15 protein-coding genes and 1 tRNA gene are annotated in these 17,842 nt (G+C 33.1%); 4 read left to right on the top strand and 12 right to left on the bottom strand.

Annotation, left to right across the window (positions count from 1 at the left end; translation table 11 throughout):
• Nucleotides 1-70 precede the first annotated feature (70 nt).
• Entirely contained in the window at nt 71-490 is a 420-nt protein-coding gene (locus R2808_RS04465) for a CBS domain-containing protein (protein WP_371269757.1), read from the bottom strand.
• 94 nt (nt 491-584) lie between these two features.
• Nucleotides 585-1,382, bottom strand: a complete 798-nt coding sequence (locus tag R2808_RS04460; RefSeq protein WP_371269756.1) for a zinc-dependent peptidase — start codon at nt 1,380-1,382, stop codon at nt 585-587.
• Between the two features lie 184 nt (nt 1,383-1,566).
• On the opposite strand from R2808_RS04460, the gene R2808_RS04455 reads away from it, so the two are divergent.
• Genes R2808_RS04455 through R2808_RS04440 form a run of 4 tightly spaced genes read left to right on the top strand, consistent with a single transcriptional unit; the run spans nt 1,567 to nt 6,432 of the window.
• The gene (locus R2808_RS04455) at nt 1,567-2,778 is read left to right on the top strand and encodes a hypothetical protein (RefSeq protein WP_371269755.1); all 1,212 of its coding nucleotides are present in this window, start codon (nt 1,567-1,569) and stop codon (nt 2,776-2,778) included.
• Nucleotides 2,779-3,972, top strand: coding sequence for a hypothetical protein (locus tag R2808_RS04450; RefSeq protein WP_371269754.1), 1,194 nt, complete (start codon nt 2,779-2,781; stop codon nt 3,970-3,972).
• 1 nt (nt 3,973) lies between these two features.
• Nucleotides 3,974-5,179, top strand: a complete 1,206-nt coding sequence (locus R2808_RS04445) for a hypothetical protein (protein ID WP_371269753.1) — start codon at nt 3,974-3,976, stop codon at nt 5,177-5,179.
• A gap of 2 nt (nt 5,180-5,181) precedes the next feature.
• The gene (locus R2808_RS04440) at nt 5,182-6,432 is read left to right on the top strand and encodes a T9SS type A sorting domain-containing protein (RefSeq protein WP_371269752.1); all 1,251 of its coding nucleotides are present in this window, start codon (nt 5,182-5,184) and stop codon (nt 6,430-6,432) included.
• A gap of 85 nt (nt 6,433-6,517) precedes the next feature.
• On the opposite strand, the gene R2808_RS04435 is transcribed toward R2808_RS04440, so the two are convergent.
• From R2808_RS04435 to murD, 10 genes are all read right to left on the bottom strand, one after another.
• Nucleotides 6,518-8,083 carry a S8 family serine peptidase gene (locus R2808_RS04435; RefSeq protein ID WP_371269751.1) on the bottom strand — a complete coding sequence of 522 codons (1,566 nt, stop codon included), beginning with the start codon at nt 8,081-8,083 and terminating at the stop codon, nt 6,518-6,520.
• Nucleotides 8,084-8,125: 42 nt separating this feature from the next.
• Nucleotides 8,126-8,199 (bottom strand) — tRNA-Arg (locus R2808_RS04430).
• Between the two features lie 34 nt (nt 8,200-8,233).
• Nucleotides 8,234-8,683, bottom strand: coding sequence for a GatB/YqeY domain-containing protein (locus tag R2808_RS04425; protein ID WP_371269750.1), 450 nt, complete (start codon nt 8,681-8,683; stop codon nt 8,234-8,236).
• Between the two features lie 79 nt (nt 8,684-8,762).
• On the bottom strand, nt 8,763-10,682 hold the full coding sequence (gene ftsZ, locus R2808_RS04420) for a cell division protein FtsZ (protein WP_371269749.1): 1,920 nt from the start codon (nt 10,680-10,682) through the stop codon (nt 8,763-8,765).
• A 16-nt stretch (nt 10,683-10,698) separates the two neighbouring features.
• The gene (gene ftsA / locus R2808_RS04415) at nt 10,699-12,063 is read right to left on the bottom strand and encodes a cell division protein FtsA (protein ID WP_371269748.1); all 1,365 of its coding nucleotides are present in this window, start codon (nt 12,061-12,063) and stop codon (nt 10,699-10,701) included.
• Between the two features lie 6 nt (nt 12,064-12,069).
• Complete coding sequence (locus tag R2808_RS04410) at nt 12,070-12,795, bottom strand: cell division protein FtsQ/DivIB (protein WP_371269747.1); 726 nt, start codon at nt 12,793-12,795, stop codon at nt 12,070-12,072.
• The gene (gene murC / locus R2808_RS04405) at nt 12,773-14,131 is read right to left on the bottom strand and encodes a UDP-N-acetylmuramate--L-alanine ligase (RefSeq protein ID WP_371269746.1); all 1,359 of its coding nucleotides are present in this window, start codon (nt 14,129-14,131) and stop codon (nt 12,773-12,775) included. Before murC ends, R2808_RS04410 begins: the two co-directional genes overlap by 23 nt.
• Nucleotides 14,128-15,225, bottom strand: coding sequence for an undecaprenyldiphospho-muramoylpentapeptide beta-N-acetylglucosaminyltransferase (gene murG, locus R2808_RS04400; protein WP_371269745.1), 1,098 nt, complete (start codon nt 15,223-15,225; stop codon nt 14,128-14,130). Before murG ends, murC begins: the two co-directional genes overlap by 4 nt.
• Nucleotide 15,226: 1 nt before the next feature.
• The gene (locus tag R2808_RS04395; RefSeq protein WP_371269744.1) at nt 15,227-16,504 is read right to left on the bottom strand and encodes an FtsW/RodA/SpoVE family cell cycle protein; all 1,278 of its coding nucleotides are present in this window, start codon (nt 16,502-16,504) and stop codon (nt 15,227-15,229) included.
• A 2-nt stretch (nt 16,505-16,506) separates the two neighbouring features.
• A complete protein-coding gene (gene murD / locus R2808_RS04390) occupies nt 16,507-17,841 on the bottom strand; it encodes a UDP-N-acetylmuramoyl-L-alanine--D-glutamate ligase (RefSeq protein WP_371269743.1) in 1,335 nt (444 codons plus the stop codon).
• Nucleotide 17,842: the final 1 nt, after the last annotated feature.

Genomic DNA, 17,842 nt, shown 5'->3' with positions numbered 1-17,842 from the left:
CAATAAAAAAGATAAATCTCGTAGAAAGCTACGAGATTTTTTTATGGTATATCTTAGCACTACTAAAAAATTAATATTGGTCTATTAAATATTTTATTAAATCGGTTGTAGTAACAATACCTACAATCATATCGCCTTCGCAAACAGGAAGTGCATGAAACTCCTTTTTAGATAAAATTTCGGCAGTTTCTTTTATTGTGGTTTCTGGCGATATTGTTACCAGTTTTTTTGCCATTACTTGTTCTACCGAAAACATATTGTAAACCGTTGTATCTACCACCTCATCGTCTTCATCGGTTGCATCAGCAAAGGAAATACGAAGCAAATCGGTATAGCTTAACATGCCTATTATTTTATTTCCATTTACTACTGGTATATGCCTAATTTTATGTTTTTTAAATAAAGACTCTGCTTTAGTTAAATCGTCTGTAGTATTTAATTTAATGACGTTGGTTGACATTATTGTCGAAATAGGAACTTTCTGCTTCATAGTGTTGTTATTTTAATTGTTCATCAAATTTACGAAACAAAAAAAGGTTTTTTAAAGTATTACATCATTGCTTATAAACTATTTTTTTAGTATTTTATAGCTTACTGAAGTTAATCATTATTCTTACTTTTTCATACAATTGCGGAAACTCGTGTTGAAATTGTTCGGGTGTTTCAAAAAAGTGTTCTAAAATTACCGCAATAAATTCAAATTCATTTGTGTAAGCATATATTCTAAAGTAATTCGATTCAATTAATCGTTTATAATTAGGCGGATATTGTATTTGTTTCATAATTTCATCGTAAGTAACCGAAAAAATAGTAGCCGAAGTATCCGTACTTTTTAATCCTTGATAATGAAGCACATGACCAAATTCGTGCAAACCTAAATTCAGATTATCATTTGAAATTTCATATCCTTCTAAAAAATGCTTCCAAGAAAAAACAATAGCTTTCATTCTTGGGTTAAATTCGCCTTTGTGATAATCTTTACTAAAACTTGAATAATAAATATTGGGATAAATAATAATTTTATCAATAACATCGAAAAGATAATTACGCATACCAAAGGTAAGCATAACAGCTGTTGCAGCAATAAGCACCTTCATTCTATCGGTTACCATTAAATTTTCTTTACCATAAAAAGGATATTGCCTGATAAAAGTGGCCGTTCTGTGTTCAAAATAACCTTTAAATCGCGGCGGTAGTTTTTGGTAAAACTCAAATTCGCTATTTAATATTTGTAGTTGGACTAGTGTTAATTTTTTTGGAAATGGATAAAAATGAACAAAAACAGGTTTTCTAAAAAAATAAGCATAAGCAGGTTCTAAAATTACATTAAAAAGAAAAAAAAGCGAGAATAATACTGCTATAAAAATTAAAAAATAAACCATTTATTACTATATTTTTACCTACAAAACGGTGTAAGAATTTAATTATTAACCATAACAAAACAGCTTAAAAACACTGTTATTTGTCAGAATTTTATTCTTTTTACCGATTTTTTGTTTTTTTAACACGTTAAGTTCTTACCTTTGCAAAAAATTTAAGCGTTTAACAACCCTTAAAACTATTGCTATGTTACGATCTTGTTTTATTGTTATTTCAGAAAAAATAAAAATTTTAAGTGTTTGTACTTCACTTATAATTTTTAGTGCCATTTCGTATGCACAAGTTGGTATAGGAACTACAACTGTTGATCGTTCTTCAATTTTGCATATTGACTCTTCAAATTCTGGTGTACTACTTCCTAATGTTAGTTTAACAAATACTACTACAAATTTAGGAAATATTCCTTCAGAATCGTTACTAATTTACAATACTTCTGTTGTAAATGATGTAAAAAAAGGATTTTATTTTTGGGAAAAAAATAACCAATGGAGTCCTTTTATAACGAACCTTAATGATTTAACCGTTACAGCAAACACGCCTTGGAACATTTTAAGCACTAACACGCCATCATCTAGCTATTTAGACAATGTTTACACCCTTGGCACTACATACGTTAAACCAGACTCTGGTCTTTTAGCATTAGGGTTAGGTAGAATTCTATATACAGAATCGTATGCTGGCGATTTAGACATTAACACTTTTGGTCATTTTTCAAATACCAACACTAGTTTTAATATTAATATTTGCCATGGAGCCGGTACTAGTTATAGCACTGTTATGTCTATAGACGATAATGGTGGTCATGGAATTAGTGGCGACTGGGACGTAGGAAGTCTTCGCTTTGTGGGTACTGCAAGGCTTAGCTTTAGTATTTTTTCATATTTAGGAAGAGATACTTATGCCGAAATAAAAGTAAAAAGCTGGGGCAACGGAAACATATCGGCTACAAGAGCACCTGCACAAATGTGGTTTGAAACTTGCGAAGATGGATTCGACGATTCTACAAGAGTTTTCAGAATAAACCTTCATGGAGTTGTGCAATTTAATTACAACAGAAGTGTTGCTAACTGGGCTACAAGCGATTTAGCTACCGACAAAATAGTAGGAATTAAAAACGATAAATTTATTAAAATAGACAAAGCTGCCTTAATGGCAAACAGAACTCAAAATAATAACGCTGTAGATTTGGACACGTTTACATATAACAAATCTGAATTAAACATAGGAAATATCACTGAGAATTTTGCTACAGTAAACATTTCAGGAAAAAACAAGAAATCGCCTGTAACACTTGAAGATTGCCCTGTTTTTAATTCGAACGAAGAAGCTCTTGAAAATGGTTTACAAGAAGGAATGGTTTATAAAACCACTACGGGTAACTTAAAAATTGTAATTTAAATGAAACAGTTAATTTATATTTTAGTTTTTGTAACGTCTTTTACTTGTGTGGCGCAAATTGGTATTAATACAACAACGCCTCATAACAGTTCTGCTTTAGATGTAGTAGCTACAGATAAAGGTGTTTTAATACCTAGAGTTACACTAACTTCAACCACAAACCAATCGCCAATTCCTGTTAGTGTAACGCCGCAAGAATCTATATTGGTTTACAACACTGCAACTGCAAATGATGTTATACCAGGATTTTATTATTGGAACGGAAACAAATGGGTAAAGTTACTAGATGGTACCGATAGTAAAACGTATAACTCGCCTTGGTACAATTATAGTTCGGGCACGGCAAATGCCACCAATACCGATAATATTTATACAAATGGTACTGTAAGTATTGGTACTAATAAAGTTTTTGGTCCTCTTACTGTTCTTACAGAAGATAGCGAAAATCCTGTAGCTCATTTTATGAGTATTGAAAACGACAAAGATTCGGGTTGCGATTTAGATTTAGTGCGTTCTAGAGGAAATAATTACGATACAAAATTAGCATTAGTAGATGGCGATAAAGTAGGCACTATGGAATGGAAAGGCGTTAAAGAAGTTATTGCTAATGAACCTGTTTTTGGCTCTTTTGCAAAAATTGAAGCCGCAGTAGATGGAGCAACTGGAACAGACGATTTTCCTTCTCGATTAGAGTTTTCTACAACACCCATAGGTGCAACTGCACCAGAACTTGTAATGCGAATTTTAAACGACGGAAAAATTCATTTTCCAAAACATACTAATTGGGACGAATCAAATTTAAGCTCAGAAACTGCAATTGCAGTAAAAAGCGATGGTACATTAGTAAAAATTGATGCTTCACTGTTACGAACATCACCACAAACCATTGTTAAAAAAGAGAAAGGTTATACATTATCAAACCGCTTAAACAAACAGCAAATAAACCTTTATCCTGCTGCAGCCGAAAGCACTAGCCTTCAAAAAGAAGCAAACAATACTGAAAAAGTTATTGTAGGAACATTATTTTCTAATAAAAGTACATCGTTACATATTGTAAAACGTGCAACCGATTTATCGCCTTTACTGCTTTCTAAAGTTCCAACATTCAATTCGAATGATGAGGCTAAAAAAGCTGGATTAAAAGAAGGTATGTTATACAAAGATAAAGAGGGCGACTTAATGATTGTTTTTTAAGATGAATACAGCAAAAATATTACTTACACTTATTCTTTTCTCAACTTGTTTACACGCACAAGTTGGAATTGGTACGCAAACGCCACATAATAGTAGTGTACTAGATGTAACTGCTACAGATAAAGGAATTTTAATTCCAAAAGTAAGGCTTATACAAACAAATAGCACTAGCCCTATTTTAAATACACCTAAAGAATCATTATTAGTTTATAATACGGCTACTGTAAATGACGTAACTCCTGGTTTTTATTTCTGGAACGGAACATTGTGGGTACGCCTTTTATCAACTGCTGTTTTAGGAGAAAAATCGTTGCCTTGGTTAAACGTAGCAACAGATTTACCCGACGCAACCAATAATAGTAGTATTTACCATAAAGGAAATGTTTCTGTGGGTACAACAGTTTCTTTGGGAAAATTAACAGCTATTGCCGAATCGGTAGATAGTGAACAAGAAACCTATTTTAGCAAATACAGTAATAATGCAAACGAAGCCACAACTATACAATTTTTAAGAGGTAGAGGAACTTCTTACGAAAATGCCACTAAAGTTGAAGATAACGACATTATAGGTGCGCTTAATTATAGAGGTGTTGGCGATGTAGTTAGTGGCACACCACAATTTATCACATTAGGAAATATACAAAGTGTTGCTGAAGGAACAATTACGGCAAGTTCAACACCAGGTAAACTGCAATTTTATATTGAACGCTATACTTCTGATGCAGAAAACCCTGAACTAAAAATGGAATTGCACCAAGACGGTAAAATTAGTTTTAATAAAAATAACCGCTGGGCTACAGATAACTTGCAAACACAAATTGTAGCTATAGACGCAAACGGTTATCTTAAAACTATAAATGCTTCTAGTTTACGAATGGCTTCGCCTAATAAATTAACGCATATAGGTAATGGTTTTTTTAATTTCACAAATGCTAACGGAAACCAAGAATTAGTATCTATAGAAAGAGAAACTGAAAAACAAGCAAACAACACAAAATTAATTGCTGATAAAATTGTTATAAACTCTGAAGATAATTTAACAAATGAATTTGTAACAGCACATATTACGGCTAAAGCAGAGGATTTATCGCCGTTAATGATTGAAAATTGCCCTGTTTACAACTCAAACAACGAAGCGAAAAATGCTGGTTTAGAAACAGGTATGCTTTACCGAACTGATATAGGAAAGTTAATGATTGTAGATTAACAATGAAGAAAGCAACTTTAATTATAAGTCTATTATTTTGTACTTTAGCGTTTGGTCAAACCTATACTGGCCCTATAGCAAAACCACTATCGGGTTATGGTGCTGATGGTGCTTATTCGCTAACAAATGTATCGGTTACCAATCCTGTTTACACACAAAATGTTCAAATTTATTACCCAACAGGCATAACAAGTAGTGTTCCCACTATTTTTTTTGCACATGGTTTTTCGTTAAGTTCTCCTGTTAGTTATTTAGGTTTTATTAATTTTTTAGTCTCTAAAGGTTATGCTGTTGTATTTGTACCTTATCCAATCTCGGGAACCAATCAATACACAGTGTTAGAACAAGGGTTTTTAGCCGCTGCAACTAATTATCCTTCTATATTAGATACTTCAAAAGTTGGGTTTATAGGGCATTCGTTTGGCGCAGGCGCTATTTTTGCTATTGCCAATAATTTGATTACAACTAACAACTGGGGGAATTCTGGAAAATTTTTAGTACCTATATCGCAATGGTATTCGTATAATATTTCGCAAAGCCAACTCGAAAATTTTGACAATTCTACTAAATTATTAAGTATAATAACCGAAGATGAAAATGTAACCGATCATCGTATGGCGATAGATATTTTTCAAAATATTAATATTGCCAACACAGAAAAAGATATTGTTTACATACACACCGATGTGATTAGCGGATACAATTATACGGCAGATCATTATACTAGCTTAACCAATTCTTCTTTCGATGCGCTTGATTACTATGCTATTTATAGACTTGTTGATGCTTTAGCGGATTATACTTTTACGGGTAACGCAACTGCAAAAGACATTGCTTTAGGCAATGGGTCAACGGTGCAAACACAGCTATCAGGTGGTTTATCGAGTTTAGTGGTTAACGATTTTTTAGCACCGCAATTTCCCGAGTCTAATTATTCTAGTCCTTGCACAAATGCTTTAAATCCAAGAGCTTCTTATTGTGCTGCTTTAAATCAAAATTCAGCTACTACTATTTCTACTGTGTTTTATCCTAATCCGTTTAAGGAAACTATTCGTTTGCAAACACCACTTACTGAAATACGTTCTATTGAGGTTTTCGATGCCAATTTTAAAACTGTAGCTGTTCTTACAAACGTTGTAATAGAAAACAATGAAACTACTCTAAATTTATCTAAATTACCTTCTGGATTATACTTTATAAAAATTACTACTAAAACTACTACAGCACTAGAAAAAGTAATTAAATTGCAATAATCTTGGTTATATATTTTTACATTTGGCGAATTTGAAAGCTTCTTATACAAACAGTAAAAAAGAAGTAAAGTTCTTGTTTTTTAATTTACTTTATAATTATTTTTTTATTAAAAGTTAAATTAGAATTTAAATCATGAATATTAACAAAATAAATGCCAGATATCAAATACTCATGTTCAACTTTTAATACTCCATCTGTTTTTAAATCATTAATTTCTTTAACTATTTTACCATCAAGAGAAACTATTTTAATATCATAAATTACATTTGGTTCTAAACCTGAAATTGAAAATGAATTTTCGTTAATAATTGGATTTGGAAATATTTTCAAATCTTTAGATGCTATATAATATTCAGTATTTGATAATAAAGGATTAGAAATTGCATTAAAAGCATTTATTCTTCCAAAACCGTAATATTGATCCCAACCTACTGTATCAAAACTATCTCCAACTAAATCTTGAGATGATTGTTGTAAAATAAAGCGTATTTGACTAACTGTCAATGATGGATTAACTGAAAGTAAAAGTGAAATTACACCTGTTACATGTGGTGCAGCTTGTGAAGTTCCTCCCCAATAATAATCATAGTTTGTGTTTGATGTATGGCTTAAGCCATAAATATAATTTCCAGGAGCAACAAAATCCAATTCAGCACCATAATTGCTTCCACTCGTTGCACTCCAAAAAAAAGGACTTGACCTAATGTCATTTGAATTTGTAGAACCTACGGCAATAGAATTTACATATTTAGCTGGATATTGAATAGTTGAATTTTGATTACCTGTTGAAACAACTACACTAACATTATTGTTGTACGCATAATTTACTGCGTTTTCAAGCAATGTCGAAGAACCATTACCCCCTGCTGACAAATTGATAACTTTTGCACCATTATCTACTGCAAAATAAATAGCATCAGCCCACCAACTGTAATATCCAGAATTATTATAATCTAAAACTTTACAAGCCATAATTTTAGAGTTCCAATTTACACCGGCATACCCTATAAAATTATTTCCTTTAGCCAAGGCAATCCCAGCAACATTAGTTCCATGACCCTGATCGTCAGTAGGATTAGTATCTTCATTTACAAAATCATAACCTGCAACTATTCGTCCAGAAAATTCAGGGTGATCTAATTTTATACCTGTATCCAAAATTGCAACAATTAAATTAGTACTCCCTTGAGTAATATCCCAAGCTAAATCTGTATCAATATCTGCATCATTTATGGATGGTGAGAGTGAAAAACTACCATCATTATAATGAGACCATTGACGACTTAAAAAAAAAGGATCATTTGGAGTAGTTTGTAAAACCCCATGTCCTTTTCCTATATAATTTGGCTCAACATAATTAAATAGATTTGTATTTGAATACGTTTTAATTATAGATTCAACATCAATTTCTTTTTTGAATTTTAAAAGAAAGGTATTCTTATCTTTTTTATTTCCAATTATTTTAAAAGAATCCAATTCCAATGAATCATTAATTTTATTTAACCTACTATTTGATTTAAAAAGTTTTAATTTATCTTTATAATTGTTTTCCTTAAACTCAACAATCAACTCATTTCTAGAAAAATCAATTTCCTGAGAAAAACTAATAGTAGTAATGATTGTAACTAAAAGTGTAATAACTATTTTCATTTTTACCAATTAAAAATTATACATCCTATTTTTGTTTAATTGTGACCTCGGAGGGATTCGAACCCCCAACCAACGGAGCCGAAATCCGTTATTCTATCCAGTTGAACTACGAGGCCTTATCAATTTTGAAATTGGAATTCAAAATTTATTTTATGCTAAAAGTTTTTTAACAATGTTTGAGATGGTTTTGCCATCGGCTTTACCCGCCATAGCTTTAGAGGCTAATCCCATAACTTGTCCCATTGCAGCCATACCCGAAAAATTGCCCTCGGCAATAATTTTTGATACTTCGGCTTCAATTTCTGCTTCCGATAGTTGTGCTGGTAAAAACTTCTCTATTATTGCTACTTGTGCTAGCTCGGGATCTGCCAAATCGGCTCTGCCTTGTTCGGTATAAATAGCCGCACTATCTTTGCGTTGTTTAACTAATTTTTGCAATAGTTTTATTTCATCATCTGTTGATAATTCTTCTTTAGCTCCTGTTTCTGTTTTGGCTAAAATAATACCCGATTTTATGGCTCGCAATGCTTCTAAAGCTACGCTGTCTTTGGCTTTCATAGCTTCTTTCATTTGCCCCATTATTTGTGTTTCTAAACTCATTTTTATGTGTTTTTTGCATTGCAAAAGTAATAAAAAAATCCCGATTAATCGGGATTTTATTGCGATAGAATTTCTAGTTTTAATCTACATTATCGTGTAAAAACGAATTGTTAGAACGCAACTGCAAATCGTCGTTACTATCGGTATCTAAAGACATTCGCGACTGATTATTGGTTGCAATTTTAGTTTCTACATCTAAGCCTTGTCGTTTATAAGCTGGAACTTTTTCGAGTTCGTCAACTTGAGATGATGCTGTATTGAACTTGTAATTAAATTCTTTCATTCTTTGTTTTCTTTCTTCGACTCTTGCTCGTAACGATTCTTCAATGGTCATTTCAATTGGCGAAGTTGTAGATTCATTTAGCTCAACAACTGGCGTAGTTTCTTTTTGTTTTACTTGAAACTGCAATGTTTCGTCAATTTTTTCCTCTTCTTTAACTTGCGCTACTGGTTTTGCCGAAAGCATTTCGTTTTCTTTTTCTAAATAATCGTCTAATGAATATTTAATAACTTTATTTTCGGTTTCAATTGCTGCAACTGGCTCTTCGGTTTTTGTTGTTTCATTGGTTTCAAACAATTCTAAAGAAAAATTAATATTTTCGGTAGCTGGTGTAATTTCTTTTGGCTCGGCTACTTCTATTTCTTTTACGGCGTTGTTTTGAAACGGTGTTGTTTCTACAGCTGGTGTAACTATTTCAAATGCAACATCTATATTTTGAATTTCTTGTGTAGTTTCAATTAAATCGGGTTTTGGTGCTGTTATTTCAAATGAAAAATCATTTTTTTTTACCGTTTCTTCCTCTAAATTAAAAACTACTTTTTCGGCAACTGCAGTTGTTTCTGCTTCTACATTTTTGGTTTCATTTTTTGCCTCAACAGCATCATTTTCAGTTTCTTGCAAATTATTGAACGCTGTAGTTGGTTTTGGCGACGATAAATCGTGTGTTAATTTTTGCTCGTCTTCAAGAGAATGAATAATTTTTTTAGGTTCTGTATTTACAATTTCTGCTTGTTGATCGAGATTGAAACCAGTAGCAATAACTGTTACCGAAATAGCGCTGTCTAGCGACTCATCTTCTCCTAATCCCATAATTATATTGGCACTATTTCCTGCTTCGCTTTGAATGTATTCGTTTATTTCGCTTATTTCGTCTATTGTAATTTCGTGTTCGGCATCTTTTCCTGAAACAATTAGCAATAATACTTGTTTTGCTCCTGTAATTTTATTGTCGTTTAACAACGGAGAATCGAGTGCTTTTACGATGGCTTGTTTGGCTCTATCTGTACCTGTTGCTAGTGCAGAACCCATAATTGCGGTACCACTATCGGCAAGTACTGTTTTGGCATCGCGCAAATCGATATTTTGAATATAATGTTGCGAAATTACTTCGGCTATACCGCGTGCTGCTGTTGCTAATACTTCGTCTGCTTTAGAATAGCCTGCTTTGTAGCCTAAGTTTCCGTAAACTTCTCGTAATTTATTATTGTTTACAACAATTAGCGAATCTACTTGCTTGCGTAATTTTTCTACACCAATCATGGCTTGCTCGGTACGACTTTTTCCTTCAAATTGAAAGGGAATAGTTACAATACCTACTGTTAAAATGTTGCGTTCTTTTGCTAACTGGGCTATTACAGGTGCTGCACCTGTACCCGTTCCGCCGCCCATACCTGCGGTAATAAATACCATTTTGGTATTGGTATCGAGCATTTTTTCTATTTCGGAAATATTTTCTAATGCCGATTGGTGGCCAACTTCTGGGTTTGCACCTGCACCTAATCCTTCGGTTAAGGTTACCCCTAACTGAATTTTATTGGGAACAGGGCTACTTTGCAGCGCTTGTGCATCGGTATTACAAACTACAAAATCTACTCCTTTTATTCCTTGCTTAAACATGTGGTTAATAGCGTTGCTACCTCCACCTCCTACTCCAATAACCTTTATTACGTTTGATTGGTTTTTGGGTAAATTAAATTTGATATCTGTAAAGTCTGACATAGCGTTTGGTATTATATTATTCGGCATTATCTAAAAATTCTTTTATTTTTTCTATATACTTATCAAAAAACGATTTTCGTACTTTTGATTCGGAAGATTCTACAACAGTATTGTTTTGTTGTTTGTCTTCTGTTTCTTCGGGTTCGGCTTGTTTTGCTTCAAAATAATTTTGTTCTTCTTCTATTTTTTTTAATTCTAATAATGGTGTTGCGCTTTTGGTATTGTTACGAATACTATTCATAACTAAACCTACTGCTGTGGCATATATTGGGCTCGATAATTCTTCGTGAGAGTCGCCAGCTAAATGCTCGTTTGGATAACCAATTCGAGTATCCATTCCTGTTATATATTCTACTAATTGTTTTATGTGTTTTAATTCGGCTCCGCCGCCTGTTAAAACAATACCTGCAATTAATTTCTTTTTGCTTTCTTCGTGTCCGTATAATTTAATTTCGGCATATACTTGCTCTATAATTTCGACTACTCTGGCGTGTATTATTTTTGATAGATTTTTAAGTGAAATTTCTTTTGGTTCGCGGCCTCTTAATCCGGGAATAGAAACAATTTCGTTGTCTTTGTTTTCGCCTGGCCAAGCTGATCCAAATTTTACTTTTAGTAATTCGGCTTGTTTTTCTATAATTGAGCAGCCTTCTTTTATATCTTCGGTAATTACATTTCCACCAAAAGGTATTACGGCTGTATGGCGAATTATTCCGTCTTTAAAAACCGCTAAATCGGTTGTTCCGCCACCTATATCTACTAATGCTACACCTGCTTCTTTTTCGTCTTGGCTTAAAACGGCATCTGCCGAAGCTAATGGTTCTAAGGTTAAGCCCGAAAGCTCTAGCCCCGAGCTTTTAATACATCGCCCTAAGTTTCTAATAGATGCTGCTTGCCCTACTACTACATGAAAACTCGATTCTAATCGGCCACCATACATTCCTATTGGTTCTTTTATTTCGCTTTGCCCATCAATTTTAAACTCTTGCGGCAAAACATGAATAATTTCTTCGCCTGGTAGCATGGCGAGTTTATGAACTTGACCGATTAATTTTTCTATATCGGCATCGCCAATAACTTCTTCGGCGTTAGAACGGCTTATATAATCGCTATGCTGAATACTGCGAATGTGTTGCCCTGCAATTCCTACAACAACATCGTGTATTTTATAATTAGAATTGTTTTCGGCTTCTAAAACGGCTTGTTGAATAGATTGTATAGTTTGTGTAATATTGTTTACTACACCTCTATGCACGCCTAAACTTTTTGATTTTCCTACACCTAGAATTTCTAGCTTACCGTATTCGTTTTTTCTGCCTATCATCACAACAATTTTTGTTGTTCCAATATCTAATCCTACTGCAATAGTGTCTTTATTCATAACTGCTTATTTTTTACAAACTACCTGATCTGTAAATATTAAATTTACTTCTTTATACTTTTTTGCTAAAGTATCTTTTATCGAAAAATAGTAAAAACCTTTATAATTATTCAATTTTTGTCTTACTCGTTCGGGCTTCCCTAATATGATTTTGTAATTGTAGGTTCTGTTTTTCATTACTACATTTCCCGAGGGTAAAATTTCTATACCTGTAATATTCTTCTTTAAAAAATTATCGCTATCTATTTCTTGAAATAACTCAAAATATTTTTCTTTATTTTGTTCGGTTAAATTTCCTACCACAATAGGCACACGTGCCGAATAATTACTTGAAAGAGGCATTATACTTCCGTTTTTATCTAAATAATACGAATTTGCACTAGACAAGTATCGAACAATAGGCGTTTTTTGCGTAATTTGAGCATTTAAGCAACCATCTATTGATGAAAAAACTTCTGCTTTTTCTATCATTCCATGATTATTAAGGGCTGTTTCTACACTATTCAAATCTACTTTATCTTTTGCTATACTGAACGAACCACCTAAATTTTGTTTCAACAAGTTATTAACTAATTCATCGGTTAAAAAGTGGTTTTCTTTTGTGTTTACAAACGAAATTTGAACGTTTTTAATAGCCCTATTTTGGTTTCTTTTGCTAGCAAAAGAATACAGAAAAACCATTAACAAAATGATTAAAACAAGTCGGATATTATGCCAATTGATTTTTTTCATTTATTATATTTTTAATTTCTTTTACCATTTCGCCTATATCGCCAGCACCTATTGTTACTAACACATCGAAGTTGCTTTTCTTAATAATCTCTAATAGTGTTTCTTTTGTTACTAATTGTTTATTTGTATTTGTAATTTTTTCTAATAACCAGCTCGATGTTACACCTTCAATTGGCAATTCTCTTGCAGGATAAATAGCTAACAGAATAATGGCGTCAAATTTTGATAAACTTTCAGCAAAGCCATCAACAAAATCTTTTGTTCTAGAAAAAAGATGAGGTTGAAAAACAGCCATTACTTTTTTACCAGGATATAATTCTCGTACTGCTTGATGCACCGCATTAATTTCGGTTGGGTGATGTGCATAATCGTCAATATAAACTACGTTTTTCGTTCTAACCTGAAACGAAAACCTACGACGAACACCTGTAAACGTGGCTAATGCGTTTTTAATATTTTCATTTGAAACACCATATTTTTTTGCCATTGCTAAAGCAATTAAAGCATTTGATAAATTATGATGTCCTGGCAAACTAAATTGTATATTGTGTATAGTTTCCGTTTTGGTAACTACATCAAACACATAAAATCCGTTTTCAATTCTAATATTTTGAGCCGAAAAATCGGCAGATTCGTTTATGCCAACAGTTGTTCCTTTTAATGGTAATCCTATTGGAATAAATAAATTTTCGGGTGTTACTTTTGAAGCAAACTCTCGAAACGAATTTTCTATTGCTTCTGTATTTCCGTAAATATCTAAATGGTCGGCATCCATAGATGTTACACAAGCCAAATTAGGATGTAAATGTAAAAACGAACGGTCAAACTCATCGGCTTCTACAACTGAAACAGAAGTTCCTGTTCCAATTACATTAGAATTATAACCTTCTACAATTCCGCCCAAAAATGCGGTAACATCGACATTGCTTTGGTATAAAATATGCCCTAAAATGCTAGACGTTGTAGTTTTACCATGTGTTCCTGCAACGGCAAACGAATATGTACCTTTTGTAATAATACCCAAAACTTCGGCTCGTTTTTTTACTTCAAAACCATTGCTCAAAAAGTAATTCCACTCGGTATGATTTTTTGGAACAGCTGGTGTAATTACAACCAATGTAGTTTCTTTATCTAAATATTTTTTATCGATTAACGCAATATCATCTTCAAAATGAATATTGATGCCTTGCGTTTGTAATTCGCTTGTTAATTGCGTTTGGGTTTTATCGTAACCAGCTACATTTTTACCTAAATACATAAAATATCGGGCTAAAGCACTCATTCCGATGCCGCCAATACCAATAAAATATATGTTATGTATTTGATTTAAATTCATTTCTTACTGAATTGTTTTACCACTTCCTCTGCTATTTCTTTTGTAGCATTTGGCAGCGCTTTTTTATGTATTTTTTTACTTAATTTTTCTTGTAAAGCATCGTTTGGAACCAAGTCGGCAAAAGTAGTTTTAAATTTGTCGTCGAGTTCTGTTTCTTTTATTAAAATAGCGGCTTTTTTTTCTGATAATGCCAAAGCATTTTTAGTTTGATGATCTTCGGCTACATTAGGCGATGGAATTAAAATTGTGGGTTTACCTACAATACATAATTCGGAAATTGACGATGCGCCCGACCGTGAAATAATAAAATCGGCAGCCGCATACGCAAAATCCATTTTATCAATAAATGCAAACACATGTACATTTTCTTTTTCGTTCCAATGTTTATATGTTTCGTAATATAATTTGCCGCATTGCCAAATAATTTGAATTCCTAACGATAGAATAAATTCGAGTTCCTTTTCGATAAGTTGGTTAATTCTTCTTGCGCCCAAGCTTCCGCCTAAAACTAAAAGCGTTCGTTTATCGGAATTTAATTCGAAATAGGTTAATCCTTGAATGCGTTTGTCATCTACAAAAATTAAATCTTGACGCACTGGATTGCCCGTTAGTTTAACTTTATCTTTAGGAAAAAACTGTTCCATATTTTCATATGCCACACAAATAGATTGTGCTTTATTTGCCAGTAGTTTATTGGTAATTCCTGGATACGAATTTTGTTCTTGAATTACCGTAGGAATACCTGCCATTGATGCCACTTTTAAAACTGCTCCACTAGCAAAACCGCCAGTTCCTATAACCACATTGGGTTTAAATTTTTTAATAATTCGGTACGATTTCCATAAACTTGATAGTAGTTTAATCGGAAACATTAAATTTTGTAAACTCAACTTTCGTTGAATTCCCGAAATCCAAAGCCCTTCAATTTTATAGCCTGCTTGTGGTACTTTTTGCATTTCCATTTTGTCCTTTGCACCCACAAATAAAAATTCGGCATTAGGAAAACGTTCTTTTAATTCGTTTGCAATAGCAATTGCCGGATAGATATGTCCACCCGTTCCGCCGCCGCTAATTATAAACTTAAGTTGTTCCATTTTACTGATTTAATATAGGTTCTAAAGGATTTGGATTATTATTATCGTTAGTATCGTCATTAGAAGAAAGTTCAATTTCTCTATCTATAATTCGTTGCAATGCTTCGTCGCGTTCTTTTCGTTCGGCTTCGTCTTGGGCTACTTCCTCTTCTTTTTTGGTTACGCTTAAAATAATACCAATTGAAACACAAGTCATCCAAATAGAAGTTCCACCCGCGCTAATTAACGGTAAAGTTTGCCCTGTAACAGGAAGTAGCTCTACCGCTACAGCCATATTTACTAAGGCTTGAAACACAATGGGAAAACCAAGACCAATTATTACTAATTTTCCAAAAAGTGTGGGCGCTTTTTGTGCATTTATTACAAACCGAATGAGCAACAACATATATAAAAACACAATTACAAAAGCCCCTACAAAACCATATTCTTCTACAATTATGGCAAAAATAAAATCGGAAGAAGATTGTGGCAAAAAGTTTTTTTGTACGCTTTTACCTGGGCCTAAACCATAAACTTTACCTGAAGCAATGGCAATTTTTGCTTTTTCAATTTGGTAATCGTCTTCATTAGGTGTATTATCTACAAAACGTTCTACACGTTTTTCCCAAGTTTTAACACGGCTAAAATATTTAGAATCTGGAAAGGCTTTTGCTAATACGAGAAACAACAACAAAATAGCAACACCAGAACCTAAAACAACTGCTAAATATTTTAAAGGATATTGCCCTATGTATAACAACATACACACCATAGCAAAAATTAATGCCGTAGTTGAAAAATTTGAAGGCAAAATAAAAATAAGTACCGCAAAAACAGGTAGCCAAAGCTCTAATAAGGAATCTTTAAACGTATATTCTTTGTTACTTATTTTAGCTAAATATCGGGCAACATAAATCATTAAAACAGCAAATGCCAATGTTGATGTTTGAAAACCAATGCCTACAAATGGTATTTCTATCCATCGGCTGGCATTAGCACCGCCAATAGTTTTACCTTGCGCTAAAGTATATATAAGTAAAGCAATAACTATTGGTATTCCAATAATTGATAAAGCTCTAAAAACGTGATACGGAATTTTATGTATCCAAAAAATAATAATAAAACCAATAAACAAATGGGCTAAATGCTTAATTAAATAGCCTATTGTTGATCCTTTACCGATAACATAAACCAAATTTGTGCTTGCACTATAAACAGGCAAAAAGGAAATGAGAGCCAATAGAAAAACTATTGCCCATATTACTTTATCTCCTCTTAATCTGTTTAAAATATATTTCATTTTTATAGGTTATGTACTGCATTTTTAAACTGACGACCACGATCTTCGTAATTTTCAAACAAATCGAAACTTGCACAACACGGCGACAATAGAACGGTATCACCTTTTTCTGCCATTTTTTCGGCTATTTTAACGGCTTCCGTCATTGAAGTTGTTTCAATTAACACGTCAACTACATCGCTAAATGCGTGAATTAACTTTTGATTATCGACACCTAAACAAATTATGCTTTTTACTTTTTCGCGCACTAACGGCATTAATTCGTCGTAATCGTTCCCTTTATCTATTCCGCCTACAATCCAAACGGTTGGTGCTGTCATACTATCTAGTGCAAAAAATGTAGCATTTACATTGGTCGCTTTAGAATCGTTTATGTATTGCACGCCTTGAATTTTTAAAACTTTTTCCAAACGATGTTCGGCGCCTTGAAAATTGCTTAAACTTTCGCGAATGGTTTGTTTTCTAACTTTCATCAACTGCGCTACAGTGGTTGCCGCCATAGCATTTTTAACGTTGTGTTTTCCTTCTAAAGCTAATTCGTTAATTGGCATAGTAAATTGGTCGTTGTTTATATTGTTATTCAAATTGTTTTCTAGTACACTACCACCTTCGTGCAACTCTTTTGTTAGTGAAAATTGCAGCACTTTGGCTTTAGTGGTATTATTTTGTAACCATTTTTCGATTTCAACATCATCTGCATCTACTATTAAAAAATCGTCTTTGGTTTGGTTCATCGTTATTCTAAATTTTGAAGCGATGTATTGTTTGTAATCGTAATCATATCGATCTAAATGATCTGGACTTAGATTGGTAATTATGGCAATATGCGGTTTGTAATTAACAATACCATCTAACTGAAAACTACTCAATTCTAAGACATACACTTCGTGTTCGTTTTGGGCAACTTGCCACGCAAAACTCTTTCCTATATTTCCTGCCAATCCTACGTTTAATCCTGCTTGCTTTAGCAAATGATAGGTTAAAAGCGTAGTTGTGGTTTTTCCGTTGCTACCTGTAATTCCTATGGTAATAGCGTTGGTAAACGAAGAAGCAAATTCTATTTCCGACACTACCGAAATTCCTTTTTCTTTTAATTGTTTAACAATTGGCACTTTATCGGGAATACCGGGGCTTTTCATAACCACATCGGCATTTAATATTAAATTTTCTGTATGCTTTTCATCTTCCCATTTTATTCCGTTAATTGAAAGAACTTCTTTATAATTTTCTTTTATTTTTCCAAAATCAGACACAAATACATCGTATCCTTTTTTCTTTCCTAAAATTGCGGTTCCTACACCGCTTTCGCCTCCGCCTAAAACTACCAACCGTTTCATT

Origin of the sequence: Flavobacterium sp. (assembly GCF_041392005.1) — a bacterium.
In the GTDB taxonomy this organism is placed as follows: Bacteria; Bacteroidota; Bacteroidia; order Flavobacteriales; family Flavobacteriaceae; genus Flavobacterium.
Note: the sequence above shows the minus strand (reverse complement) of the source record. Positions and strands in the feature narration are given on the sequence as shown.